14 protein-coding genes are annotated in these 19,532 nt (G+C 62.1%); 12 read left to right on the plus strand and 2 right to left on the minus strand.

Annotated elements, in window-relative coordinates; genetic code table 11:
* Positions 1-163: 163 nt before the first annotated feature.
* From AC1DRJ_RS02885 to AC1DRJ_RS02905, 5 genes are all read left to right on the plus strand, one after another.
* Entirely contained in the window at positions 164-1,582 is a 1,419-nt protein-coding gene (locus tag AC1DRJ_RS02885; protein WP_477800736.1) for an ABC transporter substrate-binding protein, read from the plus strand.
* Positions 1,583-1,724: 142 nt separating this feature from the next.
* The gene (locus AC1DRJ_RS02890; protein WP_477800737.1) at positions 1,725-2,507 is read left to right on the plus strand and encodes an ABC transporter permease; all 783 of its coding nucleotides are present in this window, start codon (positions 1,725-1,727) and stop codon (positions 2,505-2,507) included.
* The gene (locus AC1DRJ_RS02895; protein WP_477800738.1) at positions 2,507-3,355 is read left to right on the plus strand and encodes an ABC transporter ATP-binding protein; all 849 of its coding nucleotides are present in this window, start codon (positions 2,507-2,509) and stop codon (positions 3,353-3,355) included. The genes AC1DRJ_RS02890 and AC1DRJ_RS02895 overlap by 1 nt, the downstream gene beginning before the upstream one ends.
* Positions 3,352-4,314 carry a HEAT repeat domain-containing protein gene (locus AC1DRJ_RS02900; RefSeq protein ID WP_477800739.1) on the plus strand — a complete coding sequence of 321 codons (963 nt, stop codon included), beginning with the start codon at positions 3,352-3,354 and terminating at the stop codon, positions 4,312-4,314. The genes AC1DRJ_RS02895 and AC1DRJ_RS02900 overlap by 4 nt, the downstream gene beginning before the upstream one ends.
* Complete coding sequence (locus tag AC1DRJ_RS02905) at positions 4,311-4,604, plus strand: DUF971 domain-containing protein (RefSeq protein ID WP_477800740.1); 294 nt, start codon at positions 4,311-4,313, stop codon at positions 4,602-4,604. Before AC1DRJ_RS02900 ends, AC1DRJ_RS02905 begins: the two co-directional genes overlap by 4 nt.
* An 80-nt stretch (positions 4,605-4,684) precedes the next feature.
* Here the strand turns inward: AC1DRJ_RS02905 and AC1DRJ_RS02910 are convergent, their stop codons facing one another.
* Both AC1DRJ_RS02910 and AC1DRJ_RS02915 read right to left on the minus strand, forming a co-directional pair.
* Positions 4,685-5,422 (minus strand): TorF family putative porin, encoded by a 738-nt coding sequence (locus AC1DRJ_RS02910; RefSeq protein WP_477800741.1) that lies wholly within the window; start codon positions 5,420-5,422, stop codon positions 4,685-4,687.
* A gap of 110 nt (positions 5,423-5,532) precedes the next feature.
* Positions 5,533-7,275 carry an amidohydrolase gene (locus AC1DRJ_RS02915; RefSeq protein WP_477800742.1) on the minus strand — a complete coding sequence of 581 codons (1,743 nt, stop codon included), beginning with the start codon at positions 7,273-7,275 and terminating at the stop codon, positions 5,533-5,535.
* A gap of 103 nt (positions 7,276-7,378) precedes the next feature.
* On the opposite strand from AC1DRJ_RS02915, the gene AC1DRJ_RS02920 reads away from it, so the two are divergent.
* From AC1DRJ_RS02920 to AC1DRJ_RS02950, 7 genes are all read left to right on the plus strand, one after another.
* Positions 7,379-8,296 (plus strand): LysR family transcriptional regulator, encoded by a 918-nt coding sequence (locus tag AC1DRJ_RS02920; RefSeq protein ID WP_477800743.1) that lies wholly within the window; start codon positions 7,379-7,381, stop codon positions 8,294-8,296.
* Between the two features lie 168 nt (positions 8,297-8,464).
* Entirely contained in the window at positions 8,465-9,082 is a 618-nt protein-coding gene (gene lexA, locus AC1DRJ_RS02925) for a transcriptional repressor LexA (protein ID WP_477800744.1), read from the plus strand.
* Positions 9,082-9,699, plus strand: a complete 618-nt coding sequence (gene imuA / locus AC1DRJ_RS02930; protein WP_477800745.1) for a translesion DNA synthesis-associated protein ImuA — start codon at positions 9,082-9,084, stop codon at positions 9,697-9,699. The genes lexA and imuA overlap by 1 nt, the downstream gene beginning before the upstream one ends.
* Before the next feature lie 7 nt (positions 9,700-9,706).
* On the plus strand, positions 9,707-11,122 hold the full coding sequence (locus AC1DRJ_RS02935) for a Y-family DNA polymerase (RefSeq protein WP_477800746.1): 1,416 nt from the start codon (positions 9,707-9,709) through the stop codon (positions 11,120-11,122).
* The gene (locus AC1DRJ_RS02940; protein WP_477800747.1) at positions 11,098-14,196 is read left to right on the plus strand and encodes an error-prone DNA polymerase; all 3,099 of its coding nucleotides are present in this window, start codon (positions 11,098-11,100) and stop codon (positions 14,194-14,196) included. The genes AC1DRJ_RS02935 and AC1DRJ_RS02940 overlap by 25 nt, the downstream gene beginning before the upstream one ends.
* A 364-nt stretch (positions 14,197-14,560) precedes the next feature.
* Positions 14,561-16,672, plus strand: coding sequence for a hybrid sensor histidine kinase/response regulator (locus AC1DRJ_RS02945; protein ID WP_477800748.1), 2,112 nt, complete (start codon positions 14,561-14,563; stop codon positions 16,670-16,672).
* Positions 16,673-16,814: 142 nt separating this feature from the next.
* On the plus strand, positions 16,815-19,451 hold the full coding sequence (locus AC1DRJ_RS02950) for an excinuclease ABC subunit UvrA (protein ID WP_477800749.1): 2,637 nt from the start codon (positions 16,815-16,817) through the stop codon (positions 19,449-19,451).
* The last annotated feature ends 81 nt before the right edge of the window (positions 19,452-19,532 follow it).

Consider the following 19,532-nt stretch of genomic DNA (forward strand, 5'->3'; position numbering starts at 1 on the left):
TTCCAAATGTGGGAGCGGGCTTGCTCGCGAAGAGGCCAGTCCAGACAACGCTAAAGCCATCCGGTAACCCCCGGACGCCAGCTTCAAACCACCCCTCGTTTCCCACCACGCCCTGATCGTGGCGGAGACGAACATCCAATAAATGATTCGAGGGGATACACCCATGTCTTCGCCAACATTGCTGCGTGCAGCATTTGCCGGTCTGGTACTGGCCTCATTCACCCTGTCGGCCTCAGCCGAAACCATCCGCATCGCCATCGGCACCCAAGACACCACCATCAATTGCGCCGCCGGCGGATTGCTGATCCGTGAGCTCGGCCTGCTCGACAAATACCTGCCTCACGACGGCCAATACAAAGACGCTAAATATGAAATAGAGTGGAAAAACTTCACCAGCGGCGCACCGCTGACCAACGAAATGGTCGCCGGCAAACTCGACTTCGGCGCCATGGCCGATTTCCCCGGCTCATTCAACGGCGTGGCGTTTGAAACCGCCGGCAAGCACAGCCTGTTCATCAGCGTGCTCTCGGGCAGCATCAAGGGCAGCGGCAACGGCATCGTGGTGCCAAGTGCATCGGGCGTGCAGTCATTGGCAGAGTTGAAGGGCAAGACTATTTCCGTGCCGTTCGCCTCGACGGCCCATGGCATGTTGCTGCGCGCCGTGGCCGCTCAGGGTTGGGACCCGCTCAAAGACGTCAACATCATCGCCCAGCCGCCAGAAGTCGCAGGCTCCGCGTTACAGGCAGGGAAGATCGACGCCCACGCCGATTTCGTGCCCTTCGCCGAACTGTTCCCGAGCCGAGGGTTTGCTCGCAAGATTTACGACGGTGCCCAGGCCGGCGCACCGACGTTCCACGGTGCATTGGTGGATCAGGCGTACGCGAAGAAGTACCCGGAAATCGTTGTCGCTTACCTGCGGGCGAGCATCGAAGCCAACCAGTTGCTGGCAGCGGAACCTGAGAAATACAGCGAACTGATCGCCAAAGTCACCGGGGTCGATGCCGAGGTCAATTACCTGTTCCACGGCCCACTCGGCGTGCAAACCCGCGACCTGAGCTGGAAGCCGGAATACCGTCAGGCGGTGGGCACTGCGATCGATACGCTCAAGCTGTTGAAGAAGGCTGATCGCGGTCTCGATCTCAATACCTTCATCGACGATCAGTACATCCGCGCGGCGTTCAAGGCTTCGAATCTGGATTACACCGCGCAACTGGCCAACTACGGGCAGGCGCCTTTGACAGCAGTGGATGCGACGAGCGGGAAAGCGATCACCGACTTCAGCCATGTCGCGGAAATATGGGTGCGCGGCGAACCAAAAGTCCGGCAGTACGCCTCGGCGCAAGCGGCCTTCACGGCGTTGGCCGGTTTGAAGTCGGAAGGCAAAAACATCCGCGCGGTGTATGCCCAGGCGAGTGATAGCGGGATCAAGCTGCTGGCGGATCAGGCGTGGTTTGCCAGTGATGCAAAAGGGCAGCTCAGCGCCTTCCTGCTCAAAGGCCAGGCCCAGCAATTCGCCAAGGCTCAGGGCGGAAAAGTCTTCGACTTCACCGAAGCCACCACCCAGGCCGTAGCCGCCCGCTAATCCCACAGACACCTCGGTCAAATGTAGGAGTGAGACCGGCTTGCCGGCGATAGCGGTGGGTCAGTCGACATCGATGTTGAATGTCAGTCCGCTATCGCGAGCAGGCTCACTCCCACAGGGATCTCGGTTGAGAGGAAGAATTGTGTACCGATCCTATGCACGCTGGATTCCAAGGGCCTCTTCGCTGCTGCTCTGCCTGATTTTTTGGCAACTCGCCGCCAGTGGTCACTGGAACCTTGGCCTGGTCACTTTCGCCAACGTCCCGACGCCAGTGGCCGTCATCCAGGCCGCATTGGGCCTCGGCGACTCTGGTAAGCTCGCCCAGCACCTGAGCAGCAGCCTCAGCCGGGTCTTCGCCGGTTACTTCGCTGCACTGATCATCGGCATCGCCCTCGGTCTGGCCATCGGCCGCTCGAAATGGGCCGAGGACTTGCTGCTGCCACCGCTGGAAGTCCTGCGCCCAATCCCCGCTGTTGCCTGGATTCCGCTGGCGATCCTGATGTTCCCATCCTCGGAACTGTCGATGGTCTTCATCACGTTCACCGGCGCGCTGTTCCCGATCCTGCTCAACACCGTGCACGGCGTCGAAGGCGTCGACCCACGCCTGATCGCCTCGGCCAAAAGCCTCGGGGCAGGGCGGCGGGCGATTCTGCTGGAGGTGATCCTGCCGGGCGCAGCGCCGAGCATCATCACTGGTCTTGCCATCGGCATGGGCACCTCGTGGTTCTGCCTGGTGACGGCGGAAATGATCTCCGGCCAATACGGCATCGGCTATTACACCTGGGAGTCCTACACCATTCAGAACTACGCCGACATCGTCGTCGGCATGTTGCTGATCGGTGTTCTCGGAATGGGCAGCAGCCTGCTGATCAAACGTCTCGGCGGGTTGTTCACGCCGTGGCACCGACCACGAGGAAAAGCCTGATGAGCGTGATGCAAACCCCGGAAGGGCGGATTGACATTCGCCAGTTATCCATCGTGCTTGGTGAAGGCCCGCAAGCCTTCGAAGCCGTGCAAGGTCTGGATTGTCAGATTGAAGCGGGGCAGTTCGTGTGCATTCTCGGGCCGTCCGGTYGCGGAAAATCAACCTTGCTCGGCGCGCTGGCCGGGCACCTGCAACCGCGTTCCGGCAGTCTGAAAGTCGATGGCGCGCAGGTCTCGGGCCCGTCGCCGCAGCGCGGCATGGTGTTCCAGCATCACACGCTATTTCCGTGGCGATCCGTACGCGACAACGTTGCTTTTGGCCTGAAGATGCGTGGCAGCGGCAAGGCTGAACGCCACAAAGCTGCCGATGAAATCCTCGCTCTAGTAGGACTTGAAGGTTTTGCCGAGCGCTGGCCGGACCAGCTCTCCGGCGGCATGCAGCAACGGGTGGAAATCGCCCGGGTGCTGATCAACCGCCCACGCCTGTTGCTGATGGACGAACCCTTCGGCGCACTCGACGCGCTGACCCGGTTGAACATGCAGGAACTGCTGCTGGACATCTGGACACGGATTCGCACCACCGTGGTGTTCGTCACCCATGACATCGACGAAGCACTGTTCCTCGCTGATCGCCTGCTGGTCATGAGTTCGCGTCCCGGCCGGATCATCGAAGACCTGCGCCTCGACTTCCCAAGGCCACGCGCCACCGAACTGGTGACGAGCCATGAGTTCTCTCGCCTGAAGCGTCATTGCCTCGAATTACTGCGTCACGAAGACGGTCGGCAGCTACCGCGCCTGAACCCTCTCGGACTTCCCCCTGAAAACAAACTGCCGCGATTTGCCCTATGACCTCACTATTCGATGTAACCGATAACGATGACATTCTCGCCCTGCAACCGCGCCTGACCGATGACGATCCCGGCGTGCGCCGCATTGCGCTGATCGAACTGGCCGATCTTGAAGAACCGGACGGTTTGCTGTGGCTGGTCAATCGACTGGCGCAAGATCCAACCGAAGAAGTCCGCGCTGAAGCCGCGCGCTTGCTTGAAGCCTGGGAGGAGGATCCGGTGGTCGAAGCACTGTGCCAGGCGCTGACCGATCCCTCGTTGGCCGTGCAATCGGCTGCGGCGCAAAGCCTCAGCCTGCTCAAAAGCGAAGCGGCAGGCCGGGTGATTCTGCCTTGGACCGGGCACGCCGAGGCCAGCGTGCGCATTGCTGCGTTCAGGGCATTGCGTGAGTTGCGTTTTCCGGGTGCCACCGCTGCCGCTTTAGCTGCGTTGAACGATGCAGACGCCAGCGTTCGTCGCGAGGCTGTTGGCGTGCTCGGCTGGCTCAAACAACTCGATGCGTTGCCAGCGTTGGCGCGATTGGCCAGCACCGATCCCGACACTGAAGTCCGCCGTGCCGCCACCGGCGCCCTTGGTCTGGCATCCGACGCTCAAGTGCTGCCCGCGCTGCGCCAGGCCTTGCAAGACCACGCCTGGCAGGTGCGTGAAGAAGCCGCGACCACGTTGGGCAAAGTCGGCCACATGGATGCCGGCAGCGCATTGGTCGCAGCCTTGAGCGACGATTACTGGCAAGTCCGCCTGCGCGCCACCCGCAGCCTCGGCCGACTGCGTTTCGCTCCGGCCCTTGAAGCCTTGATCGAAACCCTCGGCCACCGCATCAGCAACCTGCGCAAGGAGGCCGCGTTGGCCCTCGGAGAATTGAACGACCAGAGCGCCATCGCGCCCTTGCAGGCCGCGCAAGACGACGGCGACCCGGAAGTGCGCAAAGCCGTGCGCATCGCCTTGAGTCAGCTGCAATGAACCCGGTGGCGGTGGGTAATTCACAGAGTAAACAGCAGCTGTGCTTGAACTGGCCGGATGGGCGTGAACAGCGGCTGGGTCATGCTGATCTGAGGCGTCAATGCCCGTGCTCGCAATGCCGGGCGTTTCGGTTACAAGGGCTGACGGTGAAGGTTGATCCGCGTATCCGCGTGGTCGAGTTGAATGCCCAAGGCTACGGTCTGCAACTGATCTTCAGCGACGGCCACGAACGCGGCATCTACCCGTGGTGCTACCTGGCACAACTCACTTCTGAAACTACACATCTCTAATGTGGGAGCGAGCAACCCCGCTCCCACAGGTGATCTGTGTGGTCAGAAAGATTTGCTGAAAAAACCTAACCCAATGTGGGTCAGAAGGACTTGCTGACACTCGCCACCACAGTGGCACTGCACACGTCGTCATAACCCCAGTTACTGGTGCATTGGCTTTTCGACAGGTCGGTGTCGATGTAGGCCAGGCCCAGCATTACTCCCGCCAGTTCGTGGGTCAGTTTGACTTCCCATTCGCGGTACGATTCCTCGGCATGGCCCGAGCTCGAGTACAGGTACGGATCCTTGAAGTCCATGTTGCCGTAGCGCAGTTTCAGGCCGGTGTCGTAAGGCAATTGGGTTTCGTAACCGACATAGCTGTACAGCGAGTTCTGCTTACTCTCGATGCCCGGCGCATCGTTGGAATAATAGGCGCCGAGTTTCACCCCATAGACGCTGAGAATGCCGTAGACCTCACTCTGGTTGAACTGGCTTTCTTTCTGGTACGTGTACCTGAGATAGCCGATGTCCAGGTTGACGTCGTCGGTGGCTTGCCAGAACCAACCGGCGTAGTAGTCGAGTTCCTGACGGGCTTTCAGGCCGCCGCCGTAGTCGACGTTCGAAGTCCAGGCACCCACGTACAGACCCGTGCTGTGGGCCAGGGTCGCGCCGGCTTGCACGGCGGGGTCGTTGAGTGTTTGCGAAATGCCTCGGGAGCGGTAATCGCTCGCCAGGTTCAGGTCCACCAGCACGGAAAAGTCGTCATTCAAGACGATGGCCTGGCTGCTCAACGGCAGCAGACTCAAGGAGCCGAGGGCGAACAGGGTGAAAGCTTTCATGAGTAAAGTCCCGATATTGTGATTGTTTTATGGGCAGTTTTTTGCGCAAAGCTGTGCCGAACCCCGGGCGTTGAGCGCGGGGGCGGGCAGCGGGTTACAGCGGATTTTTATTAGAGGGTCGGTGCGTAGACTTCGCGCCCGGCGAACCAGGTTTGCAGCACTTGGGTGTCGCTCAGGGCCTTGTTGTCGACGCTGAAAACGTCGCGGTCGAGCACGATGAAGTCGGCTTGTTTGCCGGGGCTCAGCGAACCGATTTGTTTCTCCAGACCGATGGTGCGCGCGGCGTTCAGGGTGTAGGCGTAGAACATCGTTTCGCGATCCACGGCTTCTTTGATGTTCAGCACGCCCAACGGGCCGACGCGGGTGATGGCCTGGGCCATGGCGTTCCACGGGTTGGGCGAGGACACCGGCCAGTCACTGGCACCGGCGATGGTCGCGCCCTGTTTGAGCAGCGAATGCGCCGGGTATTGATAGCGGAAGGCGAGGGCGCTGACGTAAGGCTTGATCATGTCCGTGGTGTAGTCGTCGGCCGAGGCCCACAGCAGTTGCATCGAGGCGATGACGTCCAGCGGTTTGAATCGCGCAAATTCTTTCGGGTTGACGATTTGCAGGTGGGTGAGCGAGTGCGTCACGCCGCTCTGACGATCCTTGCGCGCCTGGGCGATGCCGTTCAGCGACTCACGCACGGCGCGGTCGCCGATGGCGTGGATGTGCACCAGCCAGCCGCGCTGGTCGATGGCGCTGACCAGTTCGCCGAAATGCTTCGGATCGATCAGCAGTTCGCCCTGTTTGTGCGAGTTGTTGTAGGGGTCGATCATCGCCGCGCTCTGGGCCGGGAATTCGATCACGCCGTCGGCAAAAATCTTGACGCCGGGCAGGGTCAGGTTCGGGATGCCCTGAAATTGCTGGCGGACCTTGTCCAGCGTATCGAGATCAGCCGGTACGCTTTTTGAGTTGGCCACCAGCAAGGCCGCCACGTGCACACTCATGCCACCGGTTTCGGCCAGGGCTTTATAGGCCGGCAGCACACCTACGGTTTTCTCCGTGGGCTTGAGCGCGAACAGCGGTTCGCCGGGGGCGGCATTGGCGGCGGGATCCATCCACGCCGTGATGCCGACGCTGTTGTTGAAGCGCACGGCCGATTGGGCGGCCTTGAGCATCTCGGCGGTGCTCGGCACGGGCATTTTCGAGGACACCCGGTCCCAACCGGCGTCCACCAGGAAGCCGTTGGGGGTGCCATCGGCGCGTTTGCCGATGGTGTCCGCTTCGGCGGCGGGCAATGACTTGAGCAACGCGGCATCAATCCCTGCACGATTGAGCATGAAGTCGTTGGCCCAGGCGGTGTGGTGGTCGCTGCCGGTGAGCACCACGGGCACGTTGGCCCATTCACCGTTGTTGAATTTCTTGCCCAGTTCTTCGGCCTTGGCCCAATACACCGAGCTCATACCCGCGATGGTCAGCACATCGCCGTGTTTGGCCTTGCCGTCGTCACGCCAGCCGCGCAGGCGTTTTTCCAGTTCGTCGAGGTCGACCACCTCGTCTTCCATATTGGCCACGACCATTTCCAGACCGCCGAAAATCGCGTGGGAATGGGTGTCGATCAGGCCGGGCATCAGGGTTTTTCCGCCCAGATCCACCACTTTGGTTTGCGGTGTGATCAAGGCTTTGATCTGTGCGTCGCTGCCGACTTGCAGCACTTTGCCGTCCTGTACCGCCAGCGCCTGCACCTTCGGTTGGGCACGGTCGGCGGTGAAAATCTTGCCATTGATCAGCACCAGATCGGTGGCTGCCATGGCTTCCATCGAGGCAAAACTAACAGCGGCCATCAAGAGATTCGGGATGAATCTTTTCATTGAATGTTTCCTTGTTATTGCGTCTGATGGCCAGATTAGTGGCTGCTTGTGCGCAACAGAACGCCTTCCTCACGAAAAACGTTTTTGCCGGAATGGAAAAAGTATGGACAAGTTGGGTGCGTTGAAAATGTTCGTGGTCACGGCCCAACTCGGCAGTTTCAGCCGCGCCGCCGAGCAACTGGGCAAGACCCCGTCGGCCCTGACCAAAGCGGTCAACCACCTGGAAGCCGAACTCGGCGCCCGCTTGTTCGAGCGCAGCACCCGGCGGATTCTGCTGACCGAATCCGGGCGGCTCTATCTGGAAACCGCGCGCCAGGTGTTGCAGCGGCTGGAGGAGGCCGGCGAGGAAATCGAGCAGTTGCAGCATGGCCTTCGCGGCAACCTGAAAATCACTGCGCCGCTGGCCTATGGGCAGGCGTTTCTCGATCAGGTGTGTGGCGGTTTCCTGGAGCAATACCCGCAGATCAATCTGCAGGTGGACCTGTGCGATGAGTTCGTCAATCTGCTGGAAAGCGGCTACGACCTGGCCCTGCGCGAAGGCCATGACGACTTGCCGGGGTTGATCGCCCGCGTCGTCGGCAGCAATCGTCTGGCGTTGTGCGGCAGCCCGGCCTATCTGGCGCGCAAGACCGTGGCCGTCACCCCGCATACCCTCGATGATCACGAATGGCTGCTGTATCGCCATCCGTTGCTCAGTCGTGAATTCTGGTGGGTCGAGCGCGATGGACATCGCCTGAGCCTGCCGCAGCCGCAACACCCGCGATTGCGCAGTGACAATTACGACCTGCTGCTGGCCAACGCACTGGCCGGACGCGGCTTGTTGCACACACCGCTGTGGAGCGCCGCGCCGTACATCGCCGATGGCCGGTTGGTGCAGGTGATGGTTGACTACGACATCGATCCGGACAGCTTCGGCCCGTACATTCTGGCGGTGTACCCGAGCCACCGGCGGGCGACCGCGAAGGTGCTGGCATTTATCGATTACATCGCAGGGTTTCTGGGGGCTCGTGGTTTGAACTGATTGATCCCGCTACCTCTGTAGCAGCTGTCGAGCAGCGCGAGGCAGCGTTCGGCGGCGMAGCCGTCGCAAACCCGGCAACCGGGTTCTATCAGGCAAACCGCGAACGCAGCCTCGCGTTGCTCGACAGCTGCTACAAGTCCTTGTCAGGAAAATGCCAAAAGAGTACAAATGTACTCCATGACGACTTTAACTCCCCGCCGTACCGCCATCCTGACCTTTATCCGCGACCGAATCGCGGAGCACGGTCAGTCCCCGAGCCTCGCTGAAATCAGCGAGGCCTTTGGTTTTGCCTCCCGCAGCGTGGCGCGCAAGCATGTGCTGGCGCTGACCGAGGCCGGTTTCATCGAGGTCAATCCCCATCAGGCTCGCGGCATTCGTTTGCTCGGGCAACCGGCGCGGCCCGAGTTGCTGGACATTCCGGTACTCGGCCGGGTGGCGGCGGGTGCGCCGATCGGCGCTGATGCCGAAGTGCACAGCCGCTTGCTGCTGGATCCGTCGATCTTCTCGCGGGTGCCGGATTACATGCTGCGGGTTCAGGGCGATTCGATGATCGGGGACGGCATTCTCGACGGCGATCTGGTGGGCGTGCGGCGCAATCCGGAAGCGCTCAATGGCCAGATCGTGGTGGCGCGGCTCAACGGTGAAGTCACCATCAAACGTTTCGAGCGCACCGGCGACACGGTTCGCCTGCTGCCGCGCAACCCGGCGTATCAGCCGATCATCGTGCAACCCGGTCAGGACCTCGCCATCGAAGGGGTGTTCTGCGGTCTGGTGAGGCAAGGGTGATGGGCGCCGTCGTTGCGTTGGATACACTGTTCAATGGCGGCCAGGTCTGGAAGGGCCGACCTGCGCCCCCACCCGTCAGCCCGCAACCCACCGGGCATGCCGCGCTGGATGCAGCGTTGCCCACCGGTGGCTGGCCGGAAGCGGCGCTGACCGAAATCCTCCTGGCCGGGCAGGGCGTCGGTGAGCTGCAACTGGTGTGGCCGGCGCTGGCGCGATTGTCGGCGGCGGGTGAACGCATCGTGCTGGTGGCGCCGCCCTACGTGCCGTACCCGCAAGCGTGGCAGAACGCCGGGGTCGATCTGCGCCAGTTGTCGATCATCCAGGCCAGTGAGCGGGATGCCTTGTGGGCGGCGGAACAATGCCTGCGTTCAGGAAGTTGCGGCGCCGTGCTGTGCTGGCCGCACAAGGCCGATGACCGGGCGTTGCGCCGCTTGCAGGTGGCGGCGGAAACCGGCTCGACCCTGGCGTTCGCCTACCGCTCGATCCATGAAGCGATCAACCCTTCACCTGCGGCGTTGCGCATTGCCATCGATGCCAGGCCCGCACAATTGCGCGTGCTCAAGTGCCGGGGCGGGCTAGCGCGTTCGGCGCCGATTGCCTTCCCCGTGGGGCATTGAGGTTGCCATGCGCTGGGTCTGTATTCTTTTTCCGCAATTGGCGCTGGACGCGGTGCTGCGTCAGCGCCCCGATCCCGATGAGCCGCTGGCACTGCTGACCGGCCCGGCACAGCGCCGGGTGTTGCAAGCGGTCAACGCGTCGGCGCGGGCGTTGGGCTTGCGTCCGGGGCAGTCGATGACCGCCGCGCAGGCCTTGAGCAAAGGCTTTGCCACGGCCGAATACGACGCCGCCGAGATCGAACACTGGCAGCAGTTTCTGGCGGCGTGGGCCTATCGCTTCAGCTCTCAGGTCAGCGTGCATTACCCGCGTGCCGTGGTGTTTGAAATCGAATCCAGCCTGGGCTTGTTCGGGCCGTGGCCGACGTTCGAAGCACGGTTGCGCGCCGAACTTGGCGAGCTGGGTTTTCGCCACCGGATCGTCGCTGCGCCCAACCCGGTTGCCGCGCGGGTGCTGGCCAACGTGTATGACGGGCTGGTGGTGCCGGATAACGACGCCTTGCAGCACCATCTCGGGCAGTTGCCCGTCGACCGGATCGCGTTGGAACCCGTGGTTGCCACGGCGTTATCGCGCATGGGCTTGCGCACCTTGAGCCAGGTGCAGGCGCTGCCGCGACAGAGTCTGGCCCGGCGTTTCGAAGCCCGGGTGCTCAAGCATCTGGACGCGTTGACGGGGGAACGGCGACTGGCCCTGGCGTTCTACCTGCCGCCGGACCGTTTCGATGTGCGCATCGAACTCAACTTCGACGTGCAGTCGCATCAGGCGTTGCTGTTTCCGCTACGTCGGTTGACCGGCGACCTGTCGGCCTTTCTCTGTGGTCGGGACAGCGGCGTGCAGCGTTTCGACCTGCATCTGGAACACGCCGGTTTGCCTGACTCGGTGATCAAGGTCGGCCTGCTCAGCGCCGAACGCGATCCGGCCATGCTTTTCGAACTGGCCCGGGGACGACTGGAACAGGTTCAGGTTGAAGCCCCAGTGCGCGGTTTTCGGCTGTGTGCCGAAGACTTGCCGAGCTTCGTCCCGCAGTATCAGGAACTGTTCGATGACCGCCCGCAGCAATCCTTGCCTTGGGAGCAACTGCGCGAACGCTTGCGCGCGCGGCTCGGCGATGAGGCGGTGCACGGCTTGCGCTTTCAGGCCGATCACCGGCCGGAATGTGCGTGGCAGGCACGGGTCGACAGTCAACTGTGCGCGGGGTTGCCGGGTGTGCAGCGTCCGGGCTGGTTGCTGACGGAGCCGCAGGCGATCCATGAAGGCTCGACCCGCATCCTCATGGGCCCGGAGCGCATCGAGTCCGGTTGGTGGGATGGCGCTGATGTGCGCCGTGATTACTACCTGATCGAAACCCGTTCCGGCCAGCAAGGCTGGGCTTATCGGGCGGTGGGTGAGGGCGGTCCGCTGTGGCTGCAAGGCTGGTTCGCATGAGCATCGACTACGCCGAGTTGCATTGCCTGTCGAACTTCAGTTTCCAGCGTGGCGCCTCCAGTGCCCTCGAACTCTTTCAACGGGCGAAAAAGCACGGCTATCAGGGGCTGGCGATCACCGACGAATGCACCCTGGCCGGTATCGTCCGCGCCTGGCAAGCGGCCAAATCGGTGGAGCTGCCGCTGATCATCGGCAGCGAAATTCGCATCGAGAACGGCCCGAAACTGGTGCTGCTGGTGGAGAACCTGGAGGGTTACCAGACCCTGTGCCGGCTGATTACCCGGGCGCGACGCCGTACGCAAAAAGGCCAGTATCAGGTGCTGCGCGAAGATTTCAGCGAGCCGATGCCGGGGCTGCTGGTGCTGTGGGTGCCGGACACGGTCGATGACTTTGAGCAGGGCCGCTGGCTGCAACAGACTTTCGCCGAACGCCTGTGGCTGAGCGTCCAGTTGCATTGCGGCCAGGACGATACCCGGCGCCTGGACGCGCTGCTGACCCTGGCGCGGGCGTTGCGGATTCCAGCGGTGGCCAGCGGCGATGTGCACATGCACACCCGTGGCCGGCGCGCCTTGCAGGACACCATGACCGCGATCCGTCATCACCTGCCGGTGGCCGAAGCCGGGTTGCGCCTTCATCCCAATGGCGAGCGGCATGTGCGCAGCCTGGAAGTTCTGCAATCGATCTACCCCCCAGCCTTGCTCGATGAAACGTTGACCATTGCCCGGCGTTGCACCTTCGACCTTGGGCAGCTGCGTTATCAGTATCCACGGGAGTTGGTGCCCCAAGGCCACAGCGCCGATTCCTGGCTGCGCGAATTGACCGAGCGCGGGATTCGCGAGCGCTGGCCCCATGGGGCGAGCGAGAAGGTGCGCGGGCTGATCAACAAGGAATTGGGGTTGATCGCCGAGCTGGGCTACGAAAGCTATTTCCTCACCGTGCAGGACATCGTCGCCTTCGCCCGGCGCGAGAAAATTCTCTGTCAGGGCCGAGGCTCGGCAGCCAACTCGGCGGTGTGTTTCGCCTTGGGCATCACCGAGATCGATCCGGACCGGATGAATATGCTGTTCGAGCGCTTTCTTTCCAAGGAACGCAACGAGCCGCCGGATATCGATGTGGACTTCGAGCACGAACGTCGCGAAGAAGTCTTGCAGTACATCTTTCAGCGCTATGGCCGCAGGCGCGCGGCGTTGACGGCGGTGGTCAGCACCTATCACGCGGCCGGCGCGGTGCGTGACGTGGCCAAGGCGTTGGGGTTGCCACCGGACCAGATCAACGCCCTGGCCGATTGCTGTGGCCACTGGAGTGACGCAACGCCACCCGTGGAGCGTTTGCTGGAAGGCGGGTTCGATCCCGAAAGCCCGGTGTTGCGCCGGGTCTTGAGCCTGACGCAACAGCTGATCGGTTTCCCCCGGCACCTGTCCCAGCACCCCGGTGGTTTCGTGATTTCCGAGCAGCCCCTGGACAGCCTGGTGCCGGTGGAAAACGCCGCCATGGCCGAGCGCACGATCATTCAGTGGGACAAGGACGATCTGGATGCGGTCGGGTTGCTCAAAGTGGATATTCTGGCGTTGGGCATGCTCAGCGCGATCCGCCGCTGTTTCGATCTGCTGCGCCGCCACCGAGACCTTGACCTGAGTCTGGCGACGATCCCCTCCGAAGACCCGGCCACCTACGACATGATTGGCCGGGCCGACACCATCGGCGTGTTCCAGATTGAATCCCGGGCGCAGATGTCGATGTTGCCCCGGCTCAAGCCGCGCAAATTTTATGATCTGGTGATCGAGGTGGCCATCGTCCGCCCCGGTCCTATCCAGGGCGGCATGGTCCATCCGTATCTGCGGCGCCGAAACAAGGAAGAGCTCGAAAGTTATCCCTCCGAAGAGTTGCGGGAGGTGCTCAAGCGCACCCTCGGCGTGCCACTGTTCCAGGAACAAGTGATGCAGATCGCCATCGTCGCCGCTGACTACAGCCCCGGCGAGGCCGATCAATTGCGGCGTTCCATGGCGGCCTGGAAACGTCACGGCGGGCTGGAACCGCACAAGGATCGGCTGGCCGCCGGAATGAAGAAAAACGGCTACACGGCCGAATTCGCCGCGCAGATCTTCGAGCAGATCAAAGGCTTCGGTAGCTATGGTTTTCCCGAGTCCCATGCCGCCAGTTTCGCCTTGCTGACCTACGCCAGTTGCTGGCTCAAATGCCACGAACCGGCAGCCTTCGCCTGTGCGCTGATCAACAGCTGGCCGATGGGGTTCTACAGCCCGGACCAGATTCTCCAGGACGCGCGCCGGCATCATTTGCAGATTCGTCCGGTGGATGTGCGCGCCAGTGACTGGGATTGCAGCCTGGAGCCGATGACCGGCGCGCAACCGGCGATTCGCATGGGGTTGCGGATGATCAAGGGCTTTCGCGAAGACGATGCCCGGCGCATCGAAGCGGCGCGCGCGCGTGGGGTGTTTGTCGACATCGCCGACCTCGGCGAACGTGCGCGCCTCGACGCCCGCGCCCAGGAGCAACTGGCCGATGCCGGTGCACTGCGAGGGTTGGCAGGTGACCGGCATCGGGCGCGCTGGGAGGTGGCGGGGGTGCAAAAACAACTCGGTTTGTTTGCCGGCCTGCCGCGTCAGGAAGAGGACGTCGTGGCGTTGCCCAAACCCACCGTCGGCGAAGACCTGCAAGCAGACTACGCCAGTGTCGGCACCACCCTCGGCCCGCATCCGCTGGCGTTGTTGCGTGGTGAATTGAAAGCCCGGCGCTGCCGCAGTTCGCAAGAACTGATGGCGATCGAACACGGGCGCCCAGTCAGCGTCGCGGGTCTGGTGACGGGTCGGCAACGGCCGAGTACCGCCAGTGGCGTGACCTTCGTGACCCTGGAAGACGAATTCGGCAACGTCAACGTGGTGGTCTGGCGCGACTTGGCTGAGCGGCAACGCCAGGTGCTGGTCGGCTCGCAATTGCTCAAGGTCGATGGCCGCTGGGAAAAGGAAGGCGAGGTTCGCCACCTGATTGCCGGACGTTTGAGCGACCTGAGTTCATTGCTCGACGGCATCAGCGTACGCAGCCGGGATTTCCGCTGACCCGTGCCGAAGGGCTATTGACGACCGCTGCGCAGCCGTCGCAAACCCGGCAATTGAGTGCTTTCAGGTAGAAAGCAGACGCAGCCTCGCGTTGCTCGWCAGCTGCTACAAATCCCCCACCACCCTCCTTGTAGCAGCTGACGAGYAACGCGAGGCTGCGTCTGGGATTTTCCTGACAAAACGCGATTGACCGGCGAAGTTCAAGATGGTGTCCACGCGGAGGGCGAGTATCTGCCGGTTGAGAATCAGCTAACCTCTATGAAACCATTGACGTCTGCGACGCTCGAAGCAAACGGGCTCACGCCGATCTCATGTTGTCGCGACCCCCTCAGTCAGTTCACTCACAGGGACTCAGAGCCAGTCGATGCAGTTTTTAGATGAAAGCCACGGGTGTGCCGGCTGGACCGGTGAAATGGCCGGGCGTATTCGTACGTTCGACTGGTGCCAGACCGAACTTGGCAGCCTCGACACCTGGCCTGCGAGCCTGTGCAGCACAGTGCAATTGATGCTGGCCTCACCACTGCCAATGGTGATGCTGTGGGACCGCGCCGGGTACATGATCTACAACGATGCCTACTCCAAATTCGCCGGTGGCCGTCATCCTTACCTGTTGGGTTCCCCCGTGGAACTTGGCTGGCCGGAAGTCGCCGAGTTCAATCGGAACGTGGTCGATACCTGCCTGGCGGGCGGCACCTTGTCCTATCGCAATAAAGTGCTGGTATTGTTGCGCGACGGGATTCCCGAAGACGTCTGGCTGGACCTCTATTACAGCCCGGTGGCCGATGATGACGGCAAGCCGGCGGGGGTCATGGCGATGGTGGTCGAGACCACGGAGCATGTCATTTCCGAACGTCGCCGTCAGGCCGCCGAAGACGCCTATCGCGCCGACAACGAACGGGTGCGCCTGGCACTCAATGCCGGAGCCTTGCTCGGCTCATTCGTCTGGGACATCAAAGCCAACAAGCTCTCCGGCGACGAGCGATTTGCCCGTACCTTCTCCTTTCCCGCCGATCAGGACCTGGGCGACCTGCCCCCGGACCTCGCCGAAGCCAGGATCCACCCCGACGACCTCAGTTGGGTGCAGGAACAGGTCACTCAATCGGTCGAAACCGGCGATGCCTTTAATGCGGAGTACCGCGTGCTGCGCCCGGATGGCAGTTATCTGTGGGTGCTGGCGAGCGGTTGCTGCGAGTTTAACCAGCAGGGCGAACCGTTCCGCTTTCCCGGCGTCTTGATTGACATCCATGAACGCAAGACCGCCGAAGAATCCTTGCTCAGGTTCACCCGTAACCTGGAACAGCGCGTCGCCGATGAAGTCGAAGCGCGACTGGCTGCCGAAGAACAACTGCGCCAATCGCAGAAACTCGAAGCCATCGGCGGCCTCACCGGTGGCGTGGCCCACGACTTCAATAACCTGTTGCAGGTGATCGCCGGCAACCTGCACTTGCTGGCGCGTCACGAACCGGACAACGCCAATGTCCAGCGCCGGGTCAGTGCATCGATTGCCGCCGTCGAACGTGGCGCTAAATTGTCTTCGCAATTGCTCGCTTTCGCCCGCCGCCAGCCGCTGTCGCCCGCCGTCTGCCATCCAAGGCAGGTCTTCGAGGGTCTGGGGGAAATTTTGCAGCGAGCGCTGGGTGAAACCCTGCAGATCAAGGTGAACGCCCCGGACGATCCCTGGCACATCTTCGTGGACCGCAATCAACTGGAAAACGCCATTCTCAACCTCGCGATCAATGCCCGTGATGCCATGAACGGTGAGGGGACCATCGGTATGAGTGCCGAGCACGTCGTCCTCGATCAGAAGTTTTGTGCAGGCAAGGGCATCGTGGCCGGCGAATATGTCTGCGTTGCGGTAGCCGACAGCGGCGTGGGAATGCCGCCGCAAGTGCTCGCGCAGGCCTTCGAGCCGTTTTTCACCACCAAGGCCGACGGACAGGGCACGGGGCTGGGTTTGAGCATGGTGTTCGGTTTCGTCAAGCAGAGCGGCGGGCACATCGACATTTCCAGCACCGAGGGACGCGGTACTCGGGTGCAGATGTACTTTCCGCGTAGCCTGCGACCGGCACCCAGTGAAACCACGCAGCAGGATCCGCAACAGCGTGGCGGCCATGAAACCATTCTGGTGGTTGAAGACAATGAAGCGGTTCGCGTCTCGGCGGTGGAGTTGCTGCGTGAAGAAGGCTATCAAATCCTGACGGCGGCCAACGGCGACCAGGCCATGCAGATGTTGCTGGAGGGCACGCAGGTAGACCTGATTTTTACTGACGTGGTCATGCCCGGCTTGATTAAAAGTGCTGACCTGGCGGCATGGGCCAAAGTGCAAATTCCCCCAGTGGCTGTGTTGTTCACCTCGGGCCATACCCGTGACATTATTTCGCGCAATCACCAGCTCAGCCCCGACACGTATTTGCTGAGCAAACCCTATGACCCCGAAGCACTCACACGAATGGTTCGCACAGTCCTAAACGGCTGACACAGTCCTGATGTGGGAGCGGGCTTGCTCGCGAAGGCGGCCGAACATTCAACATTGATGTTGCCTCACATACCGCCTTCGCGAGCAAGCCCGTTCCCACATTGGGGCGGTGTTTATTCAGTTATTTCATTAAGGTTTTCCGATGACGTCCAAGCGCACCTCCAATCCTCCCTCCGGCATGGTCAGGGTGCGCGGCGCCCGGGAACACAACCTCAAGAACATCGACGTCGACATTCCGCGCGATGCGCTGGTGGTGTTCACCGGTGTCTCCGGTTCGGGCAAGTCGTCGCTGGCGTTCTCGACGCTCTACGCCGAAGCGCAACGTCGCTATTTCGAGTCCGTGGCGCCTTATGCGCGACGGCTGATCGATCAGGTCGGCGTGCCGGATGTCGACTCCATCGAAGGCCTGCCGCCGGCCGTGGCCCTGCAACAACAGCGGGGTACGCCGAGCACCCGTTCTTCGGTGGGCAGCGTGACCACGTTGTCGAGCCTGATCCGCATGCTGTACTCCCGGGCCGGCAGCTACCCGCCGGGACAGGCGATGTTGTATGCCGAAGATTTCTCGCCCAACACCCCGCAAGGCGCGTGCCCGGAGTGTCATGGGTTGGGCCGGGTTTACGACGTCACCGAAGCGCTGATGGTGCCCGACCCGAGCCTGACCATCCGCCAGCGCGCGGTTGCTTCATGGCCCACGGCGTGGCAGGGACAGAACCTGCGCGACATCCTTGTGACCATGGGCTACGACGTCGACAAACCCTGGCGCGATCTGCCGAAAAAACAGCGCGACTGGATCCTCTTCACCGAAGAGACGCCGACCGTGCCGGTGTACGCCGGGCTCACCCCGGAAGAAACCAGGGTTGCGCTCAAACGCAAGATGGAACCGAGCTACCAAGGTACCTTCACCGGCGCCCGACGCTACATCCTGCACACCTTCACCCACTCGCAAAGTGCGCTGATGAAGAAGCGCGTTTCGCAGTTCATGCTTGGCAGTCCTTGCCCGTTATGTGACGGTAAACGGCTCAAGCGCGAGGCGTTGTCGGTGACGTTTGCGGGGTACGACATCGGAGAGTTGTCGCAGATGTCGCTGCTGCAAGTGGCCGCCGTGCTGAAACCAGTGGCGGCACACAGTTACCTTGAGCAGGCTGATGAGGCGGGCGACGTGTTGACCCACCGGCAAACCCGTGAGGCCCGCGAAGCTCGGGTCGCCCACGGTGCCAGCGGTCATGCCAACGCACCGGACGTGCGCCATACGCCCAATCTGTCGGTGGAAAAACGCCTGGCCGCGCAACGGATCGCCCAGGATTTGCTGGAGCGGGTCAGCACCCTCACGGACCTGGGACTCGGTTACCTGGCGCTGGAACGCAGCACGCCGACACTGTCCTCCGGCGAATTGCAGCGACTTCGACTGGCGACACAGTTGGGCTCGCAACTGTTCGGTGTGATCTACGTTTTGGATGAACCTTCGGCCGGCCTGCACCCGGCGGACGGCGAGGCATTGTTTGAAGCGCTGCAACGCCTGAAGGCCGCTGGCAATACGCTGTTTGTGGTTGAGCATGATCTGGAAACCATGCGCCGCGCCGACTGGTTGATCGACGTCGGCCCAGCGGCGGGCGAGAACGGCGGCCAGATTCTCTACAGTGGTCCACCGGCAGGATTGGCCGAGGTGACGAACTCGCAGACCCGCGCTTATCTGTTCGCCGAACACGTCACCGAACCACGCGCCAGTCGCAAGGCCACCGATTGGCTGCGCCTGGAGGGCATCACCCGCAACAACCTGAACAACCTCAGCGTCGAGTTTCCGCTGGGCTGTTTTACCGCCGTGACGGGGGTGTCCGGTTCTGGCAAATCGAGCCTGGTCAGCCAGGCACTGCTGGAGTTGGTCGGCACCCATTTGGGACGGTTCGCCAGTGACAGCGAAACCGAAGCGTTGAGCCTTGAGGACGATGCGCCGCAAGTCAGCGGTGGCCAGGTCACGGCCGGTCTGGCATCGATCAAGCGCCTGGTGCAGGTCGATCAGAAACCCATCGGCCGCACGCCACGTTCCAATCTGGCGACCTACACCGGTCTGTTCGACAACGTGCGCAAACTGTACGCCGCGACCCCCGAGGCCCAGGCTGCGAGCTATGACGCCGGACAATTCTCGTTCAACGTCGCCAAGGGCCGCTGCCCGACCTGCGAAGGTGAAGGCTTTGTCAGTGTCGAATTGTTGTTCATGCCCAGTGTCTATGCACCGTGCCCGACGTGTCACGGAGCGCGCTACAACCCCGAAACGCTGGCGATCACCTGGCAAGGGTTGAACATCGCCCAGGTGCTGGGGCTGACGGTGGATGAAGCGGTCGAGGTGTTCGCCGAACAACCGGGCATTCGCCGCTCGCTGGAGGTGTTGCGGGATATCGGTCTTGGGTATTTGCGCCTGGGGCAGCCGGCGACCGAGTTGTCCGGCGGTGAAGCGCAGCGCATCAAACTGGCGACGGAGCTGCAACGTAACCAGCGTGGGGCGACGTTGTATGTGCTCGATGAGCCCACGACTGGCTTGCATCCAAGGGATGTTGACCGGTTGCTGGAGCAGTTGAATACGCTGGTGGTGGCGGGGCACACGGTGATCGTGGTCGAGCATGAAATGCGCGTGGTGGCGCAGAGTGACTGGGTGATCGACATCGGACCGGGGGCGGGGGATCAGGGTGGGAAAATCGTTGTTGCCGGCACGCCGCAGGCGGTGGCCAAAAGTAAGAAAAGCCGCACTGCGCCGTTCCTGGCTCGAGTGCTTGGCAGCGCTTGATGTGTTGATGCTGCGGGCCCCTTCGCGAGCAGGCTCGCTCCCACATTTGATTTGTGAACGACACAGATTAAATGTGGGGCT

Source organism: Pseudomonas sp. P5_B2, assembly GCF_056400445.1.